Genomic DNA, 22,620 nt, shown 5'->3' with positions numbered 1-22,620 from the left:
CAGATTCAGATAGCGGACATCGGGATATAATCTCGGTCCAGATGCGCTTCGGGTTCGGCGGGAAGTTGAAGGTTTCTGGGGTGTCGTCGTGACGACGGACAGAGGTCGTCTAGATTACTATAGAATGGGCAATCGAGACGGGCCTAACCTAAATCGTTTAATTTCCAGACGTAGTCTGTCGTCGTCAACAAATGTTTCGGTGACAAGTTGACGAAACTGGCACCGGTTCGGAGGTCGTTCGTCGTGACGGTCATTGGGTCCTGATATTTCTATAGAATGGGCAATCAAAGTTGGTCTTGCCTAAACCGATTAATGTCCAGTCAGCGTCTGCTCTCGTCAAAAAACGATTTCATGACACTTTGACGAATCTGACATCAGAACGCGTGTCGGCGTGTTGCTTCATCCCCGCCGGTGATCAAGCATTGTTCTCGGTCGGGGAGAGAACATGACACGCAGCACACAATCATCATCGACACGCGCTACGAACGATACGAGATCGAGCAATGTCTACGTTCGTAGTCGCAGCCTCGACACGCTCGCTCAGCGTCAGCGTCGATATAAGCTCCGGGTACATGCGGCATCGCTGCCTAAGGCGCTGTCGGACGACGCAGAGATGGCCGCGCAGTCTCCGACGACGCCGGTGCAGCGGCTCATTCTTCAACGCATGAGAGTCGAGCCGCCGGATAACCTGACGGCGCAGGATCAAGCATTGTGGCATCTCATGATCACGCAGCACCGTGACGATGAAGCTCACGGCCGCGAACTCGATGACGATGCACACAAACTGCCGTTCGACATCGCGATGCGCTATCTCAACATCAGCGACGACAGGCGGCTCGTTGACAGCGTGAAGCGGTTGGCGCGCACGATGATCTCATTCGACGTCGACACGGACTATTTCAAGCGTCTCGGCGTGATGCCCATTGTGCTGTGCTATGTCGAGATCAACCGCAGGACTGGCCAAAAATATGTCAGGTTTCAGATTCCGGCGAAACTCCGCGATATTCTCGGCTCGTATGCTGACTACAGCTATGTCGAGCTCGCCGCCTGGCCGAGATTCAGGAGCAAGTTTGCCGGACGGCTCTATTCGCTCCTCGCGTCGTATCGGCCAATAAACGTTTCCGGAGGCGACGTTACAATTGACGTCCCAGTTGACGAGCTGGCGGACGTTCTCGGGTCTAGCGACGGCTACGGACAATTGAAACGCCGCACGCTGATCCCCGCGATCGAAGGCATCGCCGAGGCCTCTCGAAGACTGTCGATAACGGAGTGGTCCGAAGTCCGCGGCAAGGGCCGCGGGGCTCCGATCGCAGCCGTTCGGTTCGCTGTTCACTACGATCCGCTGCTTGAGCCCGAGATCAATCCCGGCATTCCGGAACGAGACAACTGCAAGCGCGAACTCGCCGCGATCGCCATCCACGCAATGCACGACATCGATCCGATACATCCGAACTATCGGTTCCCGACTGCGCCGGATCTCGGTCGCATCGCGCGCATGCAGGCTGAGATTTACGGCAAGAAACGCATCAATCTCGCGGTGATGTCGTTGCTTTGGAAGTTTGCCTTGGACGAGGCCTATTGCGGCGCAACGCTTTCAAACGCCAAGGATCCGAGTGTCGAACACATTTATGGTTCTGCACTCCAGAATTTGATCGAGACACGAGGCGCTCGTGTCGCATTCGCCGCCTGGTCGAGGGCGGAAATTGAGCAGCCGCGCTTGATGCTGGCATACGCAACGAGACGAACCTGGGGCGAGAGTCAGCGGCAGTCGTCGATCGAGCAACTCAAACGGAATGAGATCGTCGACGGTTACAAGCCGACGCCACAGCAGATCGGCGACGCCGCCGTACTGTCGGACGACGTCGACTGGTCGCAGCTCTACGACGACGACAATGCTGACGGAAACCCGGACGGCTATGTCTACAATCCTGACGACGAGATAGAGTGCGAGACAGATCACGCTTTGTGAGATCACCGAATGTGCAATTTGTACTCGATGACAAAATCGCAAACAGCCGTGCGCGAATTCACGCGTGCGATGATCGATCAAACGGGCAACCTGCCGCCATTTCCCGGCATTTTTCCTGACTACGTCGCACCAGTGGTCCGCGAAGGCGCCGATGGCAGGGAGCTTCTCATGATGCGCTGGGGAATGCCGTCCCCACCTCAATATGCCGGCCCTCCGATCACTAACATCCGCAATACTCAATCGCCGCACTGGCGGCGGTGGCTCGGTCCAGAGAGCAGATGTCTCGTGCCGGTGACATCGTTCTGTGAGTACGAAGACGCGAAGCCCAAGAAAATCCCGACCTGGTTCGCTCTCAATGACGACAGACCTTTGTTCGCGTTCGCCGGAATTTGGACCACATGGCACGGCACCCGTGGTCCGAAATCCGCACCGATCGAGGGCGAACACAAGCTCTACGGATTCTTGACGACCGACGCGAACGCCGAGGTCGCACCTATACACCCGAAAGCGATGCCGGTAATCCTGACTAACCTCGACGAAATGAACGTTTGGCTGCGTGCCCCATGGTCGGAAGCCAAGTCGCTACAACGACCGCTCCCCGACGGCACGCTAAAGATAGTGGCTCGCGGAAAGCGCGAGGACTGAGTGATACCAGGGTTCCATTAACTGCAGTTCCGGGCGTCACTTGATTGCACAACTATAGCCGGTTATAACGCTCTCAACACGTTCGGAGAGCAATTATGTTTACGCGGTTCGGATTGATCGAGAAAATAAGCAAAAAATGACCTCCTAAAGGTCAGGTTTTCGCATTCGATCAATACCGGATATCGCTATCATGTATCTCGTCAATTCCGGCGTCATCCCGTCTATTCCAGACTCCCGTCGAATTCTTGAGCGCGCGAGTGCTCTTGAGATCGCAGCCGCATCACTACGTGCTGTAGTACGCGGAGGGCCGATCGTCAGTGACGAATGCGCTGCGATGTCTCCAGTGATCGATGACTGGTCAGCCGAATTCCGCTTGTTTCCAGCGCTTGTGGGCAGGCTGATGCGTCCAGACGGGACAGCCGCGCGATTTGTCTCGCAGCCGCTTGTCGCCGCAGATCTCAAACTCGGCGTCGTCCGGACACTCGCGGGAGCCTACAGGCTCGGCAGCAAAAACATCGGCCGCGCGATCTGCTGATCTGATCCCACGCACTCATTTTTCCAACTGAAAACAGGGAGGACCGTCATGGTCACTCTAGTCGAAACTCGTCACCGTCTGACGGCTGACGACGCTGAATCAATGGACGTCGGCACCCTCGCGATGCTCGGTATGCTGCGCCGAGATGTTCGGCGGTCGTCTGCTGCCCCTCTGATCTACGGTCGGCGCGGCGTCTACGCCGTGGTCGTTCCAGACGCTATGGACGTGCAGGCGTATGCCGTGGATTCGGCGGTGCATTTGCTGCTGATGCTCAGCCGCGTCGGACGAGTTCCTGATTTCAAGGTCATCGGCGTCGACAACGGCGGATGGACCTCAGAGTTTGACTCACGTCGCGGTAGCGGTGCATTGCGCGCTCTACAACGTCTGCAGACACGTTTCCGGAGGATCATTTTCGTCGGAAAGCTCGACGATTTCAGCAACTTGCACGTTGACGTCCGCGCAATGATGGACGGCGATGTCACGATGTCTGAGCGTCCGCACATTGAGCATTTGCGTGGTGCAATGATCTCCGTTTTTGGCGCGGTCGTCACGTCGGCTGACGTCGTCGAGGCGTACCGCGGCGACGTTGAGCTTTGGAGCGCGTGCATGGCGCAGCGCACGTATCTGCGTGACGCTCTCACACGCATGATCGCGGTACTCGACGCCCGGGAGCATGAAGCCGCGAGGGAGATTCTCAAGACGGCGACGGCTGCTGTGCCGACCGTGGACCTGTCGGAGACGCCGACGCTCGACGAGATGCACGGCCTCGGCGAAGCCGGTGAGTGGGCACGGCAACTCATCGAAGACCTCGCGGCGTACGGTCGCGGAGAGTTGCCGTGGTCCGAGATCGACCGCGGTGCGCTTCTGTCCGGCCCTCCGGGTTCCGGAAAGACGACGTTCGCGAGATCGCTTGCGAAGAGCGCCGGCGTTCGGCTGATCGCAACGAGCGTGACGAACTGGATGAGCCCAGCAAAGGGCGATGGCAGCTTCGGACCGTGCGTTCGCGAAATGAAGCGCTCGTTTTCCGACGCCGCAAAGTCTGCGCCGTGCGTGCTGTTCATTGACGAGATCGACGCGATTGGAACTCGCGGGGAGACTGACAAGAATTCGCGCTGGATGCACGATTTCTGCAACGCGCTGCTTGAGTGCGTTGACGGATTCGAGCAGCGCGTTGGTGTCGTCGTGGTCGGAGCGACGAATTACCCCGACGACGTCGACCCCGCACTTCGTCGCTCAGGGCGTCTCGACCGTCACATCCGGATTCCCCTGCCGGATGCCGAGGCACGAGTAGCAATCATGCGCTGGTATCTCAGGGGCGTCGCCGACGATCTCGATCTGTCGCCGCTCGTAAACCGGACGAACGGACTCTCTGGTGCTGATCTCGAAAAGGCCTGTCGGGGAGCTCGTCGTCGTGCTCGTCGTGACGGCAATCGCGCGGTGACTATCGATGACATCGCCGCGGAACTTCCAGCTGTTCGGCCGGTGAGCGCAGCTGCGTCACGCATTTATGCGGTTCATGAAGCTGGACACGCAGTGGTCGCTCAGCTCCTCGGCGGGGCGGAGATTGTCGATGTCTCGATCGTTCGCGAGCTGCTCGTCGACGTCGAAGCGCAACCCGGAGGCGGTCTGTCGCGAGCGGACTATCAGCCAGGCAATCTGTCGCGTGAGCAACTGATTGACGAGATCACGGTCCTGCTCGGGGGTATCGCCGCCGAAGAAGTCGTGCTCGGACGTCGATACACCGGATCCGGTGGACATCCGCAAAGCGACCTCGCCCGTGCAACGTCGATTGCTGCCGGTCTGCACGGTACGCACGGCCTCGGCAGGCAATTGACGCTCGTGGGACTCCTATCGGACGACGCTCAACTGATGCTCCGGCATCCCGACGTACGCAGGGCCGTCGAAGAGACCCTGCAAGGCTGCCTTGCTCGCGCTCGCAATCTCGTCACTGAGCATCGCGACGCCATCGACGACATCGCCGAGCGCTTGGTTGAGCACGGCCGTGTCAGTGGCAGCGAGATCGCTGAGATCGTCGATCGGCAACTTCGGCTGCGGTTGATCACGCATTAACCCACTAAACGGCCTCCGGCTCGCAATCGGAGGCCACCATCAAAACCCCAGCAAACGCTGGCAACCATCAAGCTTACGGAAGCTAAGTCGCATTCTGTTCCTAATGCTCGTACGAATTCGAACGCTGGATAAGGGCAAACGCCAGCAATATGAGCGTTGTCGTGAGCCCATAGTTAAAGGTTATCGTATACGAATGTTGAGAACGGAACGCACATTAGCTTCTCTATGAAATCGAAAGGTCAGGAAAATGGCCGAACAAAAGGACTGGCGTCAACAGCTTTGCGACCGATACCCGTTTTTACGGCACGGCGGATTTCCGAGCGTCGGTGACGGATGGAGGTCGATCCTAGAGCGGATGTGCGCGGACCTCGCCGAGGAGATCAAGGCGTCAAATGTCGCCGAATACCGGATCGTTCAGATCAAGGAAAAGTTTGGCGGACTGAGGGCGTACTATTCGTATGACGGAGAGAAGGTTGAAAGGCTTCGTGAAATCGTGAGGACCGCCGAGAATGACTCTCTGGTTACTTGCGAAGCCTGCGGCAAACCGGGTGAAGTCCGTCTGCCGAAAGCTGAACCGTACTGGTACAAGTGCTGTTGCATGAAACATTACCTCAAGTGGCCTGATAATTACTATTAACGCGGCGGAAAACGCCGCTCTGATGAACGGGTGGCGAAAATGACGAACACAGGAATCCGGATCGCGGTGATGAGCGATCTGCACAACGAATTTGAACGGACCCGCGGTCCGGATCAGCCATCGGGTGCGTGGCTCGAACTGCTCCGCCGTCGACGGCGGGAGCCTGGTCATCCAGTGGTCGGACCGTGGCTCGGAGACCTGCGCGGTGAGTGCGACGTCGTTGTGCTTGCTGGCGACACGGATGTCGGAACGAGGCATGTGCATGCATATGCTGATGCTGTGTCGCGGTATGTCGGCGCGCCGGTGGTCGTCGTGATGGGCAATCATGAGTGTTACGACCGCTCCGACATCCTCGATTTTCAGCGCGAGATGCGGGAGCTGTCCGACGCGTCCGCCGGTCGAGTTCGGTTTCTCGAAAATCGGTCGACTGAGATCGAGGTGCGCGGTCGGTTCGTGCAGGTACTCGGAGCGACGCTCTGGACGGATTTCGAGCTGCTCGGTGAAACCGAGGGCACGATCACGCGGTCGATGTATGAAGCGAATTCGACGATGACGGACTACCGACGCATTCGGTACGGCGGTGAAGCGCTGAATCCAGAGATCACTCGCCAGCTGCATTCCGTAAGCCGTGCGTGGCTCGCATATGAGATCGCGCGAGTGAGAGCAAACGATCCGGATTCGGCAATCGTGGTCGCAACGCATCATGCTCCGACGCCTGATGCGATCCGGCCGTCGAGCAGCGGTGAGTGGATATCGGCGGCGTATGCCTCGGATATGCGCGCCGAAATCGAGTCATGGCGGCCGGATCTCTGGTGTTGGGGCCACGCGCACTACGGCGTCGACGACGATCTCGGAACGACGCGCCTGATCTCGAATCCGCGCGGCTACGTCGGGATCGAGCCGAGTGTCGATAGGTTCCGGCCCGTTGTCGTCGAACTATAAAAAAACTAGGCCGCCGATCATCTCGGCGGCCTAGGAAACTCTTCGGATTTTCCGAAGGGTTCAACACGAAGCGTCGAGGGCGTTCGCGCTCCAGAGCGCATATGCGGCTTCGTCGTAGTCGATGATGCCGTCGTCCGCGACCTCACGAGACATCCATTCGATGTCGTTGCGCTTGATCGTCGCGGGATCGTAGCCGGAGCGAACAAGATGCCGTGCGAGATTTTCTTCTGCGCGAACAAGCATTTCAAGCAACTCGGACAGGCTGCGATCGCGATAGCATTCGAGCCGCTCGGCGGTGTTTTCGTCGACGTACGCAGAGCCTTCCAGACAGCCGTTGCCGTCAACAAACGTGACGAGGCTCGTGTCGGACGATTTCGTGAGTTTTGTCATGATGTTCTCCCCTGCGGTCTCCCCGGGCCGCACAACCATGGTGAATCGCCGGCGGGAACGATGCAAGATTTGTTAAGCACAAATCCGAATAGACTGCCGATTGTTCCGACGCTTAACAAAGATAAATAACCGAGATGACCTTGCAAGTCTTTGAAATCGAATGTGTAACTGTCGACGTGTCGGAGGCGTTGACCTTATTTGTAATTTGCAAGTTGCAAATTACAAAATGCAATCAATGGGTTGACGAATTTCGAATCCGATCGATGATGTAAGTCTACCGCGAACGAGCGAAAAGAAAAGCCGCGCGGGGATTAGCAGACCGGGAACCGTCTGCGCTTGAGTTACGGAGTGAGCGCGTGAACGATAACGTGTCAAACAGCAGACTTATGAGCCGTGCGGAAGCGGCTGCTTTCTGCGCTATTTCCCCAAGTCGCTTCAGTCAGTGGGTGTCCGAGGGCCGGATTCCGGCTGCGCTCAAGGGCACCAATCGCTGGGACCGCGAGGCGATCCAGCGGTTTCTAGATCTCAAATCCGGACTGCTCAACGACAACAAAATGTCCGCCAGTGCCAGTGCTTTCGCCGCGTGGAAGAACAGCAAGGATAAGCGATGAACGTGAACTCGAACATCCGCTACCCTGGACTGCACAAAGTCAGCCGAATGCGAGCCGACGGATCCTCGGCGACGCACTACTACGCGTGGCGTGGAGGTCCGTCGCTCAAAGCCGAATACGGCACGTCCGCGTTCGACATCGAGTTTCAAGCTGCGATCAATCGTAGGGATGCTGACGCGGCTGCGCGACAGTCGAGCGTGTTCGGCGACATGACGTTGGGCGATCTCATCACTGCCTACATGCGGTCGTCCGATTTCACGAGTCTCTCGCCGAAGTCCCAGGTCGACTACATGCGCTACATCGAGCGCATCCGGGCTGAGTATGGCTCGATGCCGAAAGCCGCGCTGGAGGACCCGGCTGCGCGCGGGGACATCGTGGCCTGGCGTGACGCGATCCGCGAGAAGCACAGCCGGACCGCGCTGTATGTGTGGCAAGTGTTCCGGGCGATACTCTCATACGGCGTTGACGAGCTTAAATGCCTGTCTGTCAACATTCTGCTGACGGCGCGGAAGGGCGGAAAGAAGAAGCGTCCGATTTATGAATCGGAAAGGAACGAGTTCATTTGGACCGACGACATCGTGTCATCCTTCATGTCGTCGACGGAGATCGATCAGCAGCTCAAGGATGTGTTGCAGGTTGGATTGTGGACGGGACTGCGCCAGGCGGACATTTTGAAGCTCGAATGGGACGACTACGACGGCGAGTGTCTCAATGTCCGGATCGGCAAACGCCATGACGACATCATCGTCGTTTCGATCCCCGTGAACGGCACGCCGGTCCAAGCCGTGATCGAGCGGAATAGACGGTGGCAGCGGGACTTTGCGGCTCGCAACATGCGGCGTCGCCAGGTGCCAAGGTGTAGCACGATCATCGCAACGCGGTCGTGCCGTCCGTATGTCGTGTCTGCCGTCCAAGGGGCGTCTGGGTTCCGAGCTACTTGGCGTCGACAGCTTGCGGCGGCTGGCATCGAGGGCTCCGACGAACTGCATTTTCATGACAGCCGAGGGACCGCAATCACAAACCTCGCGACGGCCGGATGCACCGTTCTGGAGATCCATGAGGTGACTGGTTTGTCGCTCAAAACGATCGATAAAATCCTGAGAGGGCACTACCTCGGGTCAGACAAGCGCAGGGCTAAAAACGCTATGGACAAGCTTGTCGCGTTCTCGTCGAAGAAAGCCGAGAAATCGCAGAACACCGCGTGAACGAAAGCCCTGGAAACCGCTGTAAACGGCCTGTAAACGGGTAAACCGTTCGCGGGCCGTTCCTTTTTGGAAGCCCGCTATCTTATTGATCTAGAAGGGAAAAGTGGTGGGCGCGTACGGGATCGAACCGTAGACCCGCTGATTAAGAGTCAGCTGCTCTACCAACTGAGCTACGCGCCCACTTTTCTCGCCGGACGTTGGTGTCGTCCGGAAGCGATGGCGGCTTATAACCATGCCGGAGATTGGGCGCAAGCCCTTTTCGCCCCGCCGGGCGAAAAAAATGAATATGATTTCATTTCAATAAGTTAGCCGAGAATATGCGCCGAAGAGGCGATCCCTTCCCGGCGCGAAAAACAGCGGCGGCTCCTGCCGGGGCCGCCGTCATTGCCGGGGGATCGGCATCGCCGAACGTCAGACGTAGAGCTCGCCGCGGGCGACGATCACCGCCTCGCCGCCGATGCGGCCGCCGGCGAGCTTGCCCTTTTCGATGATGATCTCGAGCTCGATCAGGCTCGGCCGCCCCATCTCGAAGCCCTGCTCGATGACGAGCTTCTGCTCGCCGTCGGCCGGCCGGTCGAAGCGGCGCACCACCGCCGAGAAGGCGGCGGCCGCCGAGCCGGTGGCCGGGTCCTCGCCGATGCCGAGATGCGGCGCGAACATGCGGGCGTGGAAGTCGTGGCCCTTGGTCACCACCTCGCGGCTGTAGACGAACAGGTCGAGCTCGGCCGAGCCGAAGGCGCCCGCCCAGTGTGACTTGTCGACGCGGATGCGGCGCATGGCGTCGAGGCCGGCCAGCGGCAGGAAGACGAACACCGGGCCGCCGCCGTCGAAGACGCAAGGGACGTGGTTTTCGAAGCCGATGTCGCCGCGGTTGAGCCCCAGCGCCGAGGCGGCGAGGCCGATGTCGCCGTGGAACGGCCGTTCCTCCGGCAGCTTCGGCAGGTCGAACACGGCGCGTCCGGAACGCTCCGGCGAGATGGTGACGCCGCAGCGGACGACGCCCACCTGCTCTTCCAGCACCACCATGGCGTCGGTCTCGCGCTCGATGCCCTGCAGGCGCTCGTGGGCGAGCAGCACCGCCGTGCCGACCGTCGGATGGCCGGCGAACGGCAGCTCGCGGCCGGGCGTGAAGATGCGGATTCTCGCCGACGTGCCGGGCCGCGACGGCGGCTCCACGAACACGGTCTCCGACAGGTTGAATTCCTTGGTGATCGCCAGCATGGTGGCCGTGTCGAGGCCATCGCTGTCCAGCACGACCGCCAGCGGATTGCCCGTCAGTCCCTTCGCGGTGAAAACATCGAGAATCGCATATCGACGAGCCACTTGGTCTCTCCTGAGGCGCACGGGTGCCGGTCACCATAGTGGCGGCGGTGGCGTTAGTCCACGTCGGTTATCACCCGAATTTCACCACGGCCCTTCCAAAATGCGACCAAAATTACCAGCTATGGCTAATGGAAAGGATGCACCGGTCCGCCAACTTTCCGGGACCGGACGTGGAGACGAGAAATGTCCAGGCTGTCAAAGATTGCCGCCCCCGTTGCCATTGCCGCCGTCCTGTCCTCGCTGGCGCTGCCGGCCATGGCGGATGGCTACTACAGGCATCATCACCGCTATGATGGCGGCGATGTCGCCGCTGCCGGCGCCATCGGCCTCCTCGGTGGCGCGCTCTTGGGCGCGACGCTGGCCTCGCCGCCTCCGCCGCCGGTCTATTACGATCCGCCGCCGGTCGTCTATGCGCCGCCGCCGCCGCCCGTCATCTACCAGCAGCCCGCGCCGGTTTACGCCGTATCGATGCCGGCAGCGCATCAGGCCTGGTGCTCCGGCCGCTATCGTTCCTATAACGCTTACGACAATACGTGGGTCGACAACCGCGGAAACCTGCGCCCCTGCCAGTCGCCGTACTTCGGCGGCTGACCGGAAAAGCCACCACCCCAGGCAGATCGCAGTACCTTCAGCCGCTCGCCGCGACCTCCCGGTGGGCGGTTTTTTTGTCGCCTCAGCCGGCAAGCAGCCGGGCCGCGAAGGCGCGGCTGTAGGCGGTGACCTCCGGCCGGTCGAGCTCGGCGATGCTGCGGAAGGCGACCACCCGTTCCAGTTCCCGCTCCGCCTGCCGGTCGAGCTCGGCCATGACGGCGGCGACCAGATCGTCGGCCTTCATGGCAAAGCGGAACACCCGGCCGACCGACACGCGCGGCCCGTCGAAGGCGGCGATCATTCCCTCCATCACGGCTTCGGCGGCGAACAGCCCGGTCTCCTCGCGCAGCTCCCGCTCGATCGAGGCGATCACGTCGACATTGCCGTCGGCATCGACGTCGGCCGGCTCCAGGCTGCCGCCCGGCGGATAGATCCGGCCGGCGTTGGCCGTGGTCGCGCCCATGACGCCGAGGATCAGCGCGCCGTCCGACGACAGCACCAGCGCCGAGCCGAACAGGTTGCGGATGCCGATCTCCGGAAAGCCCCAGTCGCGCCAGGCAAGGAAGCTGGCGAAATCGCCCTCGACCGCCTCGCCCGTCAGCACGCCACCGCCGACCGCGATGCCGCCCGGCTCGCCCGGCGCGATGGTGCCGAGCACCCGGCCGTTCCAGAGATGCGGGTTGGCGGCAAGGCACGTCGCCCAGTGCGCCTCGATTTTGGGCCGCAGGTCGTCGGCGATGGGCCACGCACCGGGCCGCAGGCGAAGACGGATGTCGGTAATGTCGTGGAGCATGTCGCGTTCCGGAAAGGTCAGCCTGTCTGACCGACCGATGAACTCTAGCCGTGCAATGCGACCACGGGAAGACGCGACCTTCCATGCAGGAAAAATCCCCGCCGGAGGCCGGCGGGGATCGGAAGAGTCGGGAGAATCGGCGTCAGGCGGCGCGGATGGTCCCGACGAAGGCGGACACCTTCTGCTCCAGCGCCTCCGACTGCCGGGCGAGATGCGACATGCGGTCGAGCAGATCGCGCGAGGCCGCGCCGCTCTTTTCGGCGGTGGTCCGCACGCCGACGATGGTCGAGGCCACCTCGGCGGCGCCGACGGCCGCTTCGGAGATGTTGCGGGCGATCTCGCCGGTGGCAGCGTTCTGCTGCTCGGCGGCGCCGGCGATCGACGAGGTGATGTGATCGAGCTCGGCGATGCGGCGGGAGATGTCGGCGATCTTTTCCACCGACTGCTGGGTGGCGCCCTGGATGGTGCCCATCTGCGCCTCGATGTCCTGCGTCGCCTTGGCCGTCTGGCTGGCCAGCGCCTTCACTTCCGAGGCGACCACGGCGAAGCCGCGGCCCGCCTCGCCGGCCCGAGCCGCCTCGATGGTGGCGTTGAGAGCCAGGAGGTTGGTCTGCTCGGCGATCGCCTGGATCATGGCGACGATGGTGCCGACCTTCGACGCGCTGTCGGCCAGCGACCGGACGTCGTGGTCGGTCCGGCGGGCCTGCTCGACGGCCGCGCCGATCAGCGTCGACGCCTCGCCGATCTGGCGGCCGATCTCGGCAACCGACGACGACAGCTCTTCCGAGGCGCCGGCCACCGCCTGCACGTTGGCCGACGTCTGCTCGGAGGCGCTGGCCACGGCAACCGAGCGGCCGGAAGTCTCCTCGGCGTCGGTGACCATCATTTCCGCCGCCTTCAGCGTCGACTGCGCGGTCTGCGTCACGGCGGCGAGCACCTCGCCGACTTCGCTCTCGAACTCCCGGGCCAGCCGGTCGAGCAGCGCCTTCTGCTCGGCGCGCCGCTCGGCCTCCGCGTCGGCCTGCGCCGCCTTCAGCCGTTCCGTCTCGACCAGCGTGTCGCGGAAGGTGGCGACCGTGCTCCAGAGGAGGCCGATCTCGTCGCGTCCGATCCTCACGGGAATGGCAACGTCCATCTTGCCCTGCGTCAGGTCGGCCAGCGCGCCGTTGACGCGATTGAGCGGGCCGGCGATCTTGGCCGTGCCGATCCAGGAGGCGATGCCGATGCCGGCGAGGATGCCGACGACGGCGAAGATGATCAGCGTACGGCGGCCGGCCACGTAATAGTCGTCGATCGAGGCGCGCACCGCTTCGAGATCCTGCCGGTCGAGGTCGATCAGCTTGTCGACGTCGGCCTGGAGCTGCTTGCGGTTGCTGCGGTTGGCTTCGTTGTTGCCCTGCTCGTTGGCGGCGGCCGGCGACACCTCGGTGCCGAGCCGGGCGGTCTCGGTCCGGAAGGTCCGGAATTCCTTGGACTTGGCGACCACGGCGTCGAATGCGCCCTTGCGGTCGGCGGGCACACGCGCCGACCATTCGTCGAGCAGCGTGTCGATCGCCTTCAGGCTCTTGCCGATGCCGTCGGCGAAGGGCTTGGCCGTCTCGTTGTCCTTCGCAGCATAGATGCCGCGCGAATCCATCACCACCGCGGTGATCAGCCGGTTGAGATGCTCGCCGTCATAGGCGCGCTGCGAGGCCAGTTGGAAGGCATCGACCTGTTCGTTGTACCCCTGCATCAGGCGAATGCCGAACAATGCCACGCCGATGGCGATGATGCCGAGCAGGGCAACGATCGAATAGAGCTTTCCTTGGATTTTCATTCTCGAGATTCCGCAACAAGACCAGCCTTGACGATGTTGGCTGCCTACCCCGAACGATAGAAATATTTCCATTGCTGCTTTATTAACGGATGGAATATTTTCATTGAACGGCATCCGTATCGAAAGCGTTTTTTCGGCAAGATATAAACAAAAGTCGCACTGAGAATTGATTCATCTAGTTATTCGCATGCAATACAAAAGAAATGACGCCGGCATACGGCTACCTTTGGTTGAGGATCCTCGATTTTTCTTCCCGAATAAAAAAGGCCGGAGAGCCCTGAACTGACCCCATTAAGTTGGACGGTTCATAGGCTGGGTCGATTTAAGGGCTGGGTCCTGTATTGTACGGGGCTCAGCCCTTTGAGTTTCATCCTGATGCGGTCATTGTTGTAGTAGCGGATATAGTCCTCGACACCGTCTCGCAGGCTTTCGATGCTGTCGAAACGATTGGGATGGAAGAACTCGGACTTGAGAGTGGCGAAGAAGCTCTCCATGGCGGCGTTGTCGAGGCAGTTTCCCTTGCGGGACATGGACTGTGCGATGTTACGGCTTTCGAGCAGGCTGCTCCAGGCGGGCATTCGGTACTGCCATCCCTGATCGGAATGCAGGATCGGCCCGTCTGCCTCGCCCAGTGTGTTCAATGCCTTGTCGAGCATGTCCTTGACCAGCTTGAAGATAGGCCGCCTTGCCGTCTCGAAGGCGATGATCTCGCCGTTGTGGAGGTCCATCACCGGCGACAGGTAGAGCTTCTCGCCGGCGACATTGAACTCGGTTACATCCGTCGTCCACTTCTGGTTCATGCGTTCGGCGGTGAACTGGCGCTGGAGAAGGTCTGGCGCCACATGCCCTTTCTCGCCTTTGTAGGAGCGGTATTTCTTTGGCCGGACCAGAGACTTCAATCCCATCTCGACCATCAGCCGCTGGACGGTCTTGTGATTGACCACCTCTCCGCGGCCACGGATCGCCGCCGCCACCCGACGATAGCCATAGCGCCCCTTGTGCGTCTCGAAGATCGATTTGATCGTCACCTTCAACGCCGCGCGCCGGTCGCCCGACGACAGCGCTTTCCGCTGATAATAGAACGTGCTGCGCGCAAGCCCGGAAAGCTTCAGCAGCCCGTCGAACGAGTGGAGTGGCCTTAACGCCTGGACGGCTTGCGTCCGTTCGGCGTTTGACGCGCCTGCGCTAAGGCCTCCAGTTTTTTTAGGTAAGCGTTCTCCATGCGCAGATACGCCAGCTCCGCCAACAGCTCCTCACGGCTCTTGGCCGAATCCACCGATGGATCAGGCGTCTCGGAGGGCGGTTCGGGCTTCTTCATGCGCGGTGGCCTCCCTTTGCGGCGAGGAGCCAAGCCTTCGATCCCGGCCTGCTCATAGCCTCTCTCCCAATCCGGAAGACAGCTGGCATTGCGAATGTTGAAGATCGCAGCCGTGTGCCGATAGGACAACCCCTCAGTCCACATCCGCTGCAAGACCGACAGTTTGAATGCGGCGTCGTAGTGGCTGTGCTGCTTCGTCAGCCCAGCCGAACCGTGCGCCGCATAAAGGCCGATCCATTTGCGCACCGTCGAATGGTCGATGCCAAACTGTAGCCCGACATCTGTGTAGCTACGCTCGCCACCCCCATAAAACGCAACGACGCGTTCTTTGAAAGAAACGCTGTACTTGGACATAGAAAACCCCCGAACGTTGGTGTCCAACTTTCGGGGGTCAGTTCAGCCCTGAGGCTTTCCGGCCTGGTGATTGCAAAGATCGACTATGAAGCTGTCGCGGGCCTCGCGCATCAGGACGACACGGAGTTCGATGACCGTGAACACAGGTCTTCGACAGCCAGGCGACGAGACAACTCTCCGGACCCTTTTCGGCCCGAGGTCCTCAGCCTTCGCGGAGGATGACAATCTATGTATTTGTTTTCATTATATAATTCTGTCTTCCTCCGCGAAGGCGGAGGACCTCGGGCAGGAAAGAACACCCCACCCATATCCGGCGGCTATAAAATGCCGGCGCCGGGCGACAAGTCGCCCGGCGCAAAGCTTCAAGCGTGGATCGCCTCAGGCGATCAGTTGCGGGCCTTGTCGACCAGCTTGTTCTTGGCGATCCACGGCATCATGGCGCGCAGCTTCTCGCCGACCGCCTCGATCTGGTGGGCGTCGTTGTTGCGGCGGATGCCCTTGAAGCGGGCGGCGCCGGCCTTGTATTCCTGCATCCACTCCGAGGTGAACTTGCCCGACTGGATGTCGTTCAGGACGCGCTTCATCTCGGCCTTGGTCTCCGAGGTGATGATGCGCGGGCCGGAGACGTATTCGCCCCACTCGGCGGTGTTGGAGATCGAGTAGTTCATGTTGGCGATGCCGCCCTCGTAGATCAGGTCGACGATCAGCTTCACCTCGTGCAGGCACTCGAAATAGGCCATCTCCGGCGCGTAGCCGGCTTCGACCAGCGTCTCGAAGCCGTTGCGGATCAGCTCGACGAGGCCGCCGCACAGCACCACCTGCTCGCCGAACAGGTCGGTCTCGCACTCTTCCTTGAACGTCGTCTCGATGATGCCCGAACGGCCGCCGCCGATGCCCGAGGCGTAGGACAGCGCCAGTTCAAGGGCGTTGCCGGAGGCGTTCTGCGCCACGGCGACCAGGCACGGCACGCCGCCGCCCTTCTGGTATTCGCCGCGCACCGTGTGGCCGGGGCCCTTCGGGGCGATCATCACCACGTCGAGGGTGGCCTTCGGCTCGATCAGGCCGAAGTGGACGTTGAGGCCGTGGGCGAAGGCGATGGCGGCGCCGTCGCGGATGTTGGGGGCGATCTCGTCGCGGTAGATGTCGGCCTGCAACTCGTCCGGCGTGGCGATCATCAGGAAGTCGCCCCACTTGGCCGCCTCGGCCACCGACATGACCTTCAGGCCGTCGGCCTCCACCTTCTTGGCCGTCGCCGAGCCCGGACGCAGGGCGATGGCGATGTCCTTGGCGCCGGAATCCTTGAGGTTGAGCGCGTGGGCACGGCCCTGCGAGCCGTAGCCGACCACCACCACCTTCTTGCCCTTGATCAGGTTGAGATCGGCATCACGATCATAATAGACGCGCATGTTGTCTTCCTTCCTCGCCGCTGGCGTTATTGAGGCGACCGACCCCCGCCGGTCGCGGTTCACTCTTCAAGCCGGATTACCGGATGTCCTGGGCGCCCTGCCCATAAAGACGGAAAAACTGCGAGATCGCCAGTCGCGCCCGGCGCGGACGATCGTCGGCCACCTTGGCCGGCGCCTCGCCGAGCAGCATCCGCACGTGGCCGTCATGCACGATGAGGCCGTAGAGCGTCTCGTAAGCCTCGTGGGTGTCGGAAAACTTGAGGTAGCCGTGCCGCCGGCCAAGCTCCAGGAGAGCCTTGGCGCGCAGCTCGATCGGCAGCCGGCCGTGCTCGCGCAGCAGGGCGCCGAGCTCGGCGCCGTCGCGGTCGGCCTGGCCGATGGCGAGGCGGTTGAGCGCCAGCGACACCTCGCCCGACAGCACGCCGAGCAGGTCCTCGGCGAACACGGCGAGGCTGCGGGTGAAATCGTCGAGCGTCGGCATGCTCTCGCGCGGCCCCGGCGTCCTCACCTTGCTCGCCTGGTAGGTGATCATCGCCGCGAGCAGGCCGTCGCGGTCGCCGAACCACTTGTAGAGGCTTTCCTTGGAGCAGTTGGCCGCCCGGGCGAGGCCGGCGGTGGTCAACGCCCGCTCGCCGCCGGCGACCAAAAGCTGCAGCGCGCATTCCAGCACGGCATTCTGGCGGGGCGTGAAGGGCTCCATGGCGGGATGTCGCTCTCTGTCTGCGGATGAAATCTATGTACCGTACGGTACGGTTCCGGCGGTTTTAGTCCGCCCGCCCCGCCTTGTCAAGCACCCCGGCGCCTCGACCACATTTCGGTGAAACGCCGCTTTTCTCCTTAGGCATGGGTGGAATCCCTGATGAAAATCGCCTAGAGCATTTGCCGATCGGATGAAATCGTCCGACCGGTAAGGAAATGCTCTAGAGTCAATCGCTTCTGCGTATTCCTCGGCCTGCGGGAATATGCGCCGGCGTCCGGCCGCCTCATTCGGCGTTGCCCCGGCGACAGGTAGAACAACAGGGAGTGAGCGCTTGTCCACCCGTATCGAATCCGACACCTTCGGCCCCATCGACGTCGACGCTTCGGTTTATTGGGGCGCCCAGACGCAGCGCTCGCTCGGCAACTTCAAGATCGGCTGGGAAAAGCAGCCCAAGGCCATCGTCAAGGCGCTCGGCGTGTTGAAGCGCGCCGCCGCCGAGGTCAACCGCGATCTCGGCAAGCTCGATCCCAAGCTCGGCGAGGCGATCGTCACGGCGGCGCAGGAAGTGATCGACGGCAAGCTCGATGCCCATTTCCCGCTCGCCGTCTGGCAGACCGGCTCCGGCACCCAGACCAACATGAACGCCAACGAGGTGATCTCCAACCGGGCGATCGAGCTCCTGGGCGGCACGCTCGGCTCCAAGAAGCCGGTGCATCCCAACGACCACGTCAACATGAGCCAGTCGTCCAACGACACCTATCCGTCGGCCATGCACATCGCCGCCGCCAGCGAGGTGATCGAGAAGCTGCTGCCGGCGCTCCGCCACCTGCATCAGGCGCTCGACGCCAAGGCGAAGCGCTGGGCCGACATCATCAAGATCGGCCGCACCCATACCCAGGACGCGACGCCGCTGACCCTCGGCCAGGAATTCTCCGGCTATGCCAGGCAGGTGGAGAACGGCGTCAAGCGCATCGAGCAGACCTTGCCGATGCTGATGGAGATCGCCCAGGGCGGCACCGCCGTCGGCACCGGCCTCAACGCGCCCAAGGGCTTTGCCGAGAAGATCGCCGCCCGCGTCGCCGAATTGACCGGCCATCCCTTCACCTCCGCCCCCAACAAGTTCGAGGCGCTGGCCGCCCACGACGCCATGGTGATGAGCCACGGCGCCCTCAACACGGTGGCGGCGAGCCTGTTCAAGATCGCCAACGACATCCGCCTCCTGGGCTCCGGCCCGCGCTCCGGCCTCGGCGAACTGTCGCTGCCGGAGAACGAGCCGGGCTCGTCGATCATGCCGGGCAAGGTCAACCCGACCCAGTGCGAGGCGCTGACCATGGTCTGCGTAGAGGTGTTCGGCAACCACGCGGCGCTGACGTTTGCCGGCAGTCAGGGTCATTTCGAGCTCAACGTCTACAATCCGGTGATGGCCTACAACTTCCTGCAATCGGTGACGCTGCTCGCCGACGCCGCCGTCTCCTTCACCGACAACTGCGTCGTCGGCATCGAGCCGCGCGAGGACAACATCAAGGCGGCGTTGAACCGCTCGTTGATGCTGGTCACCGCGCTGGCTCCCAAGGTCGGCTACGACATCGCCGCCAAGATCGCCAAGACGGCGCATGCCAACGGCACCACGCTGCGCGAGGAGGCGGTCGGCGGCGGCTACGTCACCGACGCCGAATTCGACGCCCTCGTCCGCCCGGAGCGGATGATCGGGCCGGAGTGAGCGGATCATTCAGTTCACTAGACAAGGTGCAGGGGAGATTCCCCTGCATTACAGATCCTGACAAACCGTTTCGTCAGCCGACTGAAAGCCGTATTCCACGCCGTCTTTGACCTTCGATCGGTCAGCACTTCGGCTCATGTAGTAGACGAAGGCCGACTCTACGCCTTTACGCCTAAGATCGTTTATCCAAACGCTGAAACCGAAGCGCGTCTTCCAGTCATCGCCAGAGGTTATGGCTTCAACGCGAGGCGATTTTCCGAGGGATACATCTTCGTATATCTCGACGTTGAAGGTTGACCTGATCGCGATATCGACTTTGCAAGTCTTTTTACAACCGTGCCTTGCGACTACCGCTAGGTCGGAATGCGGCAAGTGAAACATTCTTGCATTGGTATTAGCTAAGAGTTCCGCAAGGTACTCTTTTCGACCCTCAAAGAAAAAGGAGGCCTCTTCCTTCAAAATTGGCTTGAGCTCATCGCGAAGCATGTAGCACCAGCGTGCATCACCGGTGGGTAGCGAAAAGGGCAGATTATTAAACCCAGGCGGTGCCTCCAAAAGGCCGGGAATATCGTCAGCGAGACTGGCAGAGGAAACAGCCACAACGGAAAGTATCGCGACAGCAATTTCCAACCGAAAGCGCATTTTATACTTTCCCATCAGATTGCTTTTCGAGAATCGGCGCATTGGCACGGTTGATTGGCCAAGCTTACAACTCAGTAGAAAATCTGCCGGTGAAAAACAATAGGCTGTAGATTTAGTACCTGTGCCAGCCGTCGAAGTCCGCCTTGCCGAGCTTCACGCCTTCCCAGCGGGCGATGGCGTAGGCGGTGGTGTGATGGAAGAACATGTTCGGCAGCGCGTATTCGGCGACGAAGCGCGCCGCCGACAGGGCAACATCGGCCAAGCCGGCGCGATCGGTGACGATCTCTCCTTCGCGCCCGTTGAGATCGCTGGGGCTCAGCGTCACCAGCGCGTCGAGCACCGCGTCGATATCTGCTCTGAGCTCCGCGAAGGAAATGGCCTCCGGAAAGTCCAGATCCGGCAGACGCGGCACCAGCGGTCGGAGCGCCCGCAACGGAAAGCGGGCAGCGATCCGCACCTGCGCTTCGAAGGGCAGCATATCCGGCGCAAGGCGTGCGCCAAGCAGCGCCACCTCCGGCAGGCCGAGGTCGCCGACATAGGCCGCCGATTTCTCGACGAGCGCGTCGAGCCGATCGAGATAGCGGCCGAACACCGGCACGGAAATGTCGTGAAGGCTGATCATTCTGCGCTCCTATGGCGACAGACTGACCGATGCCGTTGTCAGGGACCGGCAGCAGACCTCAGGCCCATTCGCTGAGAATGCGCCGGCTTTCGGCAAGCGCGCTCATCTTGGCGTCGATGTCGGCGATCTTCGCCCGCACGCCGGCCCGGAAGGCCGGGCATGGCGCCTCGCCGGCCAGGGCGCCGCGCGCGCAGGGCAGGATGCCGCGGATGGCGGCGAGCGTCAGCCCGGCCTCGCTCAGCACGGCGATGCGGCGGATGGTGGCGACATCGGCGGCGGCAAAGCGCCGGTAGCCGGCCGCCGTCCGCTTCGGCGCGATCAGCCCGACCGCCTCGTAGTGGCGCAGCATGCGGATGCTGACGCCGGTCCGCCGCGACAATTCGCCGATCTGCATGACCAGTCCCTTGACCCTGACATATGTGTCAGACCCTAGCATGGCCGCCTTTCCGCTCGAAAGGAAGCATCATGCTGAAGATGACCATGCTCGTCCGCCGCCTGCCCTCGCTCGATCACGACGAATTCGACCGCTACTGGCGCGAAACGCACGGCCCGCTGGTGACGAGCCTCGCGCTCCCCTTGCGCATTCGCCGCTACGTCCAGACGACGGTCGATGCCGGCGATCCGGTTCAGGACGCCCTCCGGCAGGCGCGCGGCACCCTTGCCGTCGATTTCGACGGTCTCGGCGAGCTCTGGTGGGACAGCCTCGACGACTATCGCGCCGTTCGCTCGACGCCCGAGGGCCTCGCCGCCGTCGCCGAGGTAACGGCCGACGAGCGCCGCTTCGTCGATCTTTCCCGTTCCTGCCTGTGGTTCGGCATCGAACGGCCGATGATCGGCTGACGGTGCTTTCCGCGCCAGGACAAAACGTCAGGTCGCATAGTCGACGGGCAGCGGTGCGCCGTCCTTCAGCGTCTCCATGGAAATGGACGCCGAAACATCGAACAGTTCGACCTTGCGGATGATCTTCTTGTAGATGACGTCATAGTGTTCGACGCGCGGCAGGGCGAGCTTCAGGATGTAGTCGACGTTGCCGGTGAGGCGATGCGCCTCCACCACCTCAGGCGTGTCGGCGATGACGGCGGCGAAGCGCTCCATCCACTCGGCCGAATGATGGGCGGTGCGGATCAGCGCGTAGACGGTGGTCGGCACGCCGAGCCTGATACGGTCGAGCACCACGGTGCGGCGGGAGATATAGCCATCGGCCTCCAGCCGCTGGATGCGCCGCGAGCAGGCCGACACCGACAGCGCCACCCGGTCGGCGAGGTCGACCACCGAAAGGCCGGCATCGCGTTGCAGGAGCTCCAGGAGTTTGCGGTCGCGTTCGTCCAGCATGCGCCCTCGATTCCCTTATGCAGGGAGGATTGCGCGCCTATTTTGCATGAATTGATGCGAAAGCGCCAGAAGTTTGCGCCACATGATCCAGCGGCGCCGATCCTTGCAAACGCCGGGCGCCGGACCGGGGCTATGATCGGTCATCGCGACAAAGGGGAACCGTCATGCGCACCATCGGCCTCATCGGCGGCATGAGCTTCGAGAGCACCGTCGTCTATTACAAGATGATCAACGAGGCGGTGCGGGCGCGTCTCGGCGGCCTGCATTCGGCCGAGATCGTCCTGCATTCCGTCGACTTCCAGCCGGTGGTCGACCTTCAGACGGCCGGACGCTGGGACGATGCCGCCGCGCGCCTCGGCAAGGCGGCGCAAGGGCTTGAGCGGGCCGGCGCCGATTGCGCGCTGATCTGCACCAACACCATGCATCTCGTCGCCGACGAGGTGGCCGCCGCCGTCCGGATCCCGCTCCTCAACATCATCGACGAGACGGCCAAGGCGCTGACCGCCGCCGGCGTCCGCCGGCCGCTGCTGCTCGCCACCCGCTACACCATGGAACAGGGCTTCTATGCCCGCCGCATGGCCGCCCACGGCCTTGCCATGACCACGCCCGGCGAGGCGGGACGAGCCGTGGTTCACGACGTGATCTTCAACGAACTGTGCGCCGGCGTCGTCCGCGACGATTCGCGCGCCGCCTTCCTCGACCTGATCGCCAGGGCGAAGGACGACGGCTGCGACGCGGTCATCCTCGGCTGCACGGAAATCTGCCTGCTGCTCGATCCCGATGCCCTGCCGCTGCCCGGGTACGACAGCACCGCGATCCACGCCGCCGCCGCGGTGGATTTCGCATTGGCGGGACAGATGAAAGCGGCTGCGGAGTAAGGGCACCCTATATCGGCGTCTTGCCCTATCCTGCCTGAGGTCCCCGCCTGCGCGGGGATGACAGAACTATATAATAAAATCAACAATATAAGCTGTCATCCCCGCGCAGGCGGGGACCTCA

23 protein-coding genes and 1 tRNA gene are annotated in these 22,620 nt (G+C 61.8%); 12 read left to right on the top strand and 12 right to left on the bottom strand.

The genetic code is table 11. The features are described from left to right. The first annotated feature begins 445 nt into the window (after positions 1-445). From CJ014_RS00715 to CJ014_RS00695, 6 genes are all read left to right on the top strand, one after another. A complete protein-coding gene (locus CJ014_RS00715; RefSeq protein ID WP_100078602.1) occupies positions 446-1,969 on the top strand; it encodes a replication initiation protein in 1,524 nt (507 codons plus the stop codon). Between the two features lie 9 nt (positions 1,970-1,978). Then, positions 1,979-2,614 carry an SOS response-associated peptidase gene (locus tag CJ014_RS00710; protein WP_100078601.1) on the top strand — a complete coding sequence of 212 codons (636 nt, stop codon included), beginning with the start codon at positions 1,979-1,981 and terminating at the stop codon, positions 2,612-2,614. Between the two features lie 190 nt (positions 2,615-2,804). Next, positions 2,805-3,149, top strand: coding sequence for a hypothetical protein (locus CJ014_RS27425; protein WP_133121775.1), 345 nt, complete (start codon positions 2,805-2,807; stop codon positions 3,147-3,149). Between the two features lie 48 nt (positions 3,150-3,197). After that, complete coding sequence (locus CJ014_RS00705; RefSeq protein WP_100078600.1) at positions 3,198-5,219, top strand: AAA family ATPase; 2,022 nt, start codon at positions 3,198-3,200, stop codon at positions 5,217-5,219. A 247-nt stretch (positions 5,220-5,466) separates the two neighbouring features. After that, positions 5,467-5,856: a hypothetical protein gene (locus CJ014_RS00700; RefSeq protein ID WP_100078599.1), complete on the top strand. Its 390-nt coding sequence runs from the start codon at positions 5,467-5,469 to the stop codon at positions 5,854-5,856. 39 nt (positions 5,857-5,895) lie between these two features. Further along, entirely contained in the window at positions 5,896-6,798 is a 903-nt protein-coding gene (locus tag CJ014_RS00695) for a metallophosphoesterase (protein ID WP_100078598.1), read from the top strand. A gap of 60 nt (positions 6,799-6,858) precedes the next feature. Here CJ014_RS00695 and CJ014_RS00690 read toward each other — a convergent pair whose 3' ends face one another. Next, positions 6,859-7,188 (bottom strand): hypothetical protein, encoded by a 330-nt coding sequence (locus CJ014_RS00690; protein WP_100078597.1) that lies wholly within the window; start codon positions 7,186-7,188, stop codon positions 6,859-6,861. A 356-nt stretch (positions 7,189-7,544) separates the two neighbouring features. Here CJ014_RS00690 and CJ014_RS00685 point away from each other — a divergent pair, with 356 nt between their 5' ends. Together CJ014_RS00685 and CJ014_RS00680 are read left to right on the top strand one after the other, a co-directional pair. Further along, positions 7,545-7,799, top strand: a complete 255-nt coding sequence (locus CJ014_RS00685; protein WP_133121774.1) for a helix-turn-helix transcriptional regulator — start codon at positions 7,545-7,547, stop codon at positions 7,797-7,799. Next, positions 7,796-9,004, top strand: a complete 1,209-nt coding sequence (locus CJ014_RS00680) for a tyrosine-type recombinase/integrase (RefSeq protein WP_100078595.1) — start codon at positions 7,796-7,798, stop codon at positions 9,002-9,004. The genes CJ014_RS00685 and CJ014_RS00680 overlap by 4 nt, the downstream gene beginning before the upstream one ends. 104 nt (positions 9,005-9,108) lie before the next feature. On the opposite strand, the gene CJ014_RS00675 is transcribed toward CJ014_RS00680, so the two are convergent. After that, positions 9,109-9,184: transfer RNA gene (locus CJ014_RS00675), tRNA-Lys, on the bottom strand. 231 nt (positions 9,185-9,415) lie between these two features. Beyond that, positions 9,416-10,327 (bottom strand): PhzF family phenazine biosynthesis protein, encoded by a 912-nt coding sequence (locus CJ014_RS00670; protein WP_100078594.1) that lies wholly within the window; start codon positions 10,325-10,327, stop codon positions 9,416-9,418. 183 nt (positions 10,328-10,510) lie between these two features. Between CJ014_RS00670 and CJ014_RS00665 the strand changes: the two genes are divergently transcribed. Further along, the gene (locus CJ014_RS00665) at positions 10,511-10,918 is read left to right on the top strand and encodes a BA14K family protein (protein ID WP_100078593.1); all 408 of its coding nucleotides are present in this window, start codon (positions 10,511-10,513) and stop codon (positions 10,916-10,918) included. Between the two features lie 82 nt (positions 10,919-11,000). Here the strand turns inward: CJ014_RS00665 and CJ014_RS00660 are convergent, their stop codons facing one another. The 5 genes from CJ014_RS00660 to CJ014_RS00640 form a co-directional block, all read right to left on the bottom strand. After that, a complete protein-coding gene (locus tag CJ014_RS00660; RefSeq protein WP_100078592.1) occupies positions 11,001-11,711 on the bottom strand; it encodes an NUDIX hydrolase in 711 nt (236 codons plus the stop codon). A 142-nt stretch (positions 11,712-11,853) separates the two neighbouring features. Beyond that, the gene (locus CJ014_RS00655; RefSeq protein WP_165790695.1) at positions 11,854-13,527 is read right to left on the bottom strand and encodes a methyl-accepting chemotaxis protein; all 1,674 of its coding nucleotides are present in this window, start codon (positions 13,525-13,527) and stop codon (positions 11,854-11,856) included. A gap of 305 nt (positions 13,528-13,832) precedes the next feature. Continuing rightward, a protein-coding gene (locus CJ014_RS00650) for an IS3 family transposase (RefSeq protein WP_425351880.1) occupies positions 13,833-15,199 on the bottom strand; the annotation gives its coding sequence in 2 pieces (ribosomal slippage) (positions 13,833-14,704 and positions 14,704-15,199; 1,368 coding nt in all). Between the two features lie 386 nt (positions 15,200-15,585). Beyond that, positions 15,586-16,605, bottom strand: coding sequence for a ketol-acid reductoisomerase (gene ilvC / locus CJ014_RS00645; RefSeq protein WP_100078590.1), 1,020 nt, complete (start codon positions 16,603-16,605; stop codon positions 15,586-15,588). Between the two features lie 76 nt (positions 16,606-16,681). Beyond that, positions 16,682-17,305 (bottom strand): TetR/AcrR family transcriptional regulator, encoded by a 624-nt coding sequence (locus CJ014_RS00640; RefSeq protein WP_100078589.1) that lies wholly within the window; start codon positions 17,303-17,305, stop codon positions 16,682-16,684. A gap of 262 nt (positions 17,306-17,567) precedes the next feature. On the opposite strand from CJ014_RS00640, the gene fumC reads away from it, so the two are divergent. Beyond that, on the top strand, positions 17,568-19,025 hold the full coding sequence (gene fumC, locus CJ014_RS00635) for a class II fumarate hydratase (protein WP_100078588.1): 1,458 nt from the start codon (positions 17,568-17,570) through the stop codon (positions 19,023-19,025). 48 nt (positions 19,026-19,073) lie between these two features. Here fumC and CJ014_RS00630 read toward each other — a convergent pair whose 3' ends face one another. From CJ014_RS00630 to CJ014_RS00620, 3 genes are all read right to left on the bottom strand, one after another. Beyond that, the gene (locus tag CJ014_RS00630) at positions 19,074-19,667 is read right to left on the bottom strand and encodes a hypothetical protein (RefSeq protein WP_133121773.1); all 594 of its coding nucleotides are present in this window, start codon (positions 19,665-19,667) and stop codon (positions 19,074-19,076) included. Between the two features lie 112 nt (positions 19,668-19,779). Beyond that, the gene (locus CJ014_RS00625) at positions 19,780-20,289 is read right to left on the bottom strand and encodes a DUF1993 family protein (RefSeq protein WP_100078586.1); all 510 of its coding nucleotides are present in this window, start codon (positions 20,287-20,289) and stop codon (positions 19,780-19,782) included. A gap of 58 nt (positions 20,290-20,347) precedes the next feature. After that, entirely contained in the window at positions 20,348-20,725 is a 378-nt protein-coding gene (locus CJ014_RS00620; RefSeq protein ID WP_342588497.1) for a MerR family transcriptional regulator, read from the bottom strand. 29 nt (positions 20,726-20,754) lie between these two features. Between CJ014_RS00620 and CJ014_RS00615 the strand changes: the two genes are divergently transcribed. After that, positions 20,755-21,129 carry an EthD domain-containing protein gene (locus tag CJ014_RS00615; RefSeq protein ID WP_100078584.1) on the top strand — a complete coding sequence of 125 codons (375 nt, stop codon included), beginning with the start codon at positions 20,755-20,757 and terminating at the stop codon, positions 21,127-21,129. 27 nt (positions 21,130-21,156) lie between these two features. Here CJ014_RS00615 and CJ014_RS00610 read toward each other — a convergent pair whose 3' ends face one another. Continuing rightward, positions 21,157-21,621, bottom strand: coding sequence for an Lrp/AsnC family transcriptional regulator (locus CJ014_RS00610; protein ID WP_100078583.1), 465 nt, complete (start codon positions 21,619-21,621; stop codon positions 21,157-21,159). A 164-nt stretch (positions 21,622-21,785) separates the two neighbouring features. Here CJ014_RS00610 and CJ014_RS00605 point away from each other — a divergent pair, with 164 nt between their 5' ends. After that, on the top strand, positions 21,786-22,499 hold the full coding sequence (locus CJ014_RS00605; RefSeq protein ID WP_100078582.1) for an aspartate/glutamate racemase family protein: 714 nt from the start codon (positions 21,786-21,788) through the stop codon (positions 22,497-22,499). The last annotated feature ends 121 nt before the right edge of the window (positions 22,500-22,620 follow it).

It is taken from the genome of Pleomorphomonas carboxyditropha (assembly GCF_002770725.1).
Classification (GTDB): Bacteria; Pseudomonadota; Alphaproteobacteria; order Rhizobiales; family Pleomorphomonadaceae; genus Pleomorphomonas; species Pleomorphomonas carboxyditropha.
The sequence above is the reverse complement of the archived record's forward strand: the minus strand, read 5'-3'. Positions and strand labels throughout refer to the sequence as shown.

Bases quoted from the DNA above. Each gene is read 5' to 3' on its own strand.
- fumC (WP_100078588.1), top strand. From the start codon at position 17,568: ATGCGCCGGCGTCCGGCCGCCTCATTCGGCGTTGCCCCGGCGACAGGT.
- CJ014_RS00715 (WP_100078602.1), top strand. From the start codon at position 446: ATGACACGCAGCACACAATCATCATCGACACGCGCTACGAACGATACG.
- CJ014_RS00690 (WP_100078597.1), bottom strand. From the start codon at position 7,188: ATGACAAAACTCACGAAATCGTCCGACACGAGCCTCGTCACGTTTGTT.
- CJ014_RS00695 (WP_100078598.1), top strand. From the start codon at position 5,896: ATGACGAACACAGGAATCCGGATCGCGGTGATGAGCGATCTGCACAAC.
- CJ014_RS27425 (WP_133121775.1), top strand. From the start codon at position 2,805: ATGTATCTCGTCAATTCCGGCGTCATCCCGTCTATTCCAGACTCCCGT.
- CJ014_RS00705 (WP_100078600.1), top strand. From the start codon at position 3,198: ATGGTCACTCTAGTCGAAACTCGTCACCGTCTGACGGCTGACGACGCT.
- CJ014_RS00665 (WP_100078593.1), top strand. From the start codon at position 10,511: ATGTCCAGGCTGTCAAAGATTGCCGCCCCCGTTGCCATTGCCGCCGTC.
- CJ014_RS00640 (WP_100078589.1), bottom strand. From the start codon at position 17,305: ATGGAGCCCTTCACGCCCCGCCAGAATGCCGTGCTGGAATGCGCGCTG.
- CJ014_RS00605 (WP_100078582.1), top strand. From the start codon at position 21,786: ATGCGCACCATCGGCCTCATCGGCGGCATGAGCTTCGAGAGCACCGTC.
- CJ014_RS00710 (WP_100078601.1), top strand. From the start codon at position 1,979: ATGTGCAATTTGTACTCGATGACAAAATCGCAAACAGCCGTGCGCGAA.
- CJ014_RS00615 (WP_100078584.1), top strand. From the start codon at position 20,755: ATGCTGAAGATGACCATGCTCGTCCGCCGCCTGCCCTCGCTCGATCAC.
- CJ014_RS00620 (WP_342588497.1), bottom strand. From the start codon at position 20,725: ATGCTAGGGTCTGACACATATGTCAGGGTCAAGGGACTGGTCATGCAG.
- CJ014_RS00630 (WP_133121773.1), bottom strand. From the start codon at position 19,667: ATGCGCTTTCGGTTGGAAATTGCTGTCGCGATACTTTCCGTTGTGGCT.
- CJ014_RS00610 (WP_100078583.1), bottom strand. From the start codon at position 21,621: ATGCTGGACGAACGCGACCGCAAACTCCTGGAGCTCCTGCAACGCGAT.
- CJ014_RS00700 (WP_100078599.1), top strand. From the start codon at position 5,467: ATGGCCGAACAAAAGGACTGGCGTCAACAGCTTTGCGACCGATACCCG.
- CJ014_RS00625 (WP_100078586.1), bottom strand. From the start codon at position 20,289: ATGATCAGCCTTCACGACATTTCCGTGCCGGTGTTCGGCCGCTATCTC.
- ilvC (WP_100078590.1), bottom strand. From the start codon at position 16,605: ATGCGCGTCTATTATGATCGTGATGCCGATCTCAACCTGATCAAGGGC.
- CJ014_RS00680 (WP_100078595.1), top strand. From the start codon at position 7,796: ATGAACGTGAACTCGAACATCCGCTACCCTGGACTGCACAAAGTCAGC.
- CJ014_RS00655 (WP_165790695.1), bottom strand. From the start codon at position 13,527: ATGAAAATCCAAGGAAAGCTCTATTCGATCGTTGCCCTGCTCGGCATC.
- CJ014_RS00660 (WP_100078592.1), bottom strand. From the start codon at position 11,711: ATGCTCCACGACATTACCGACATCCGTCTTCGCCTGCGGCCCGGTGCG.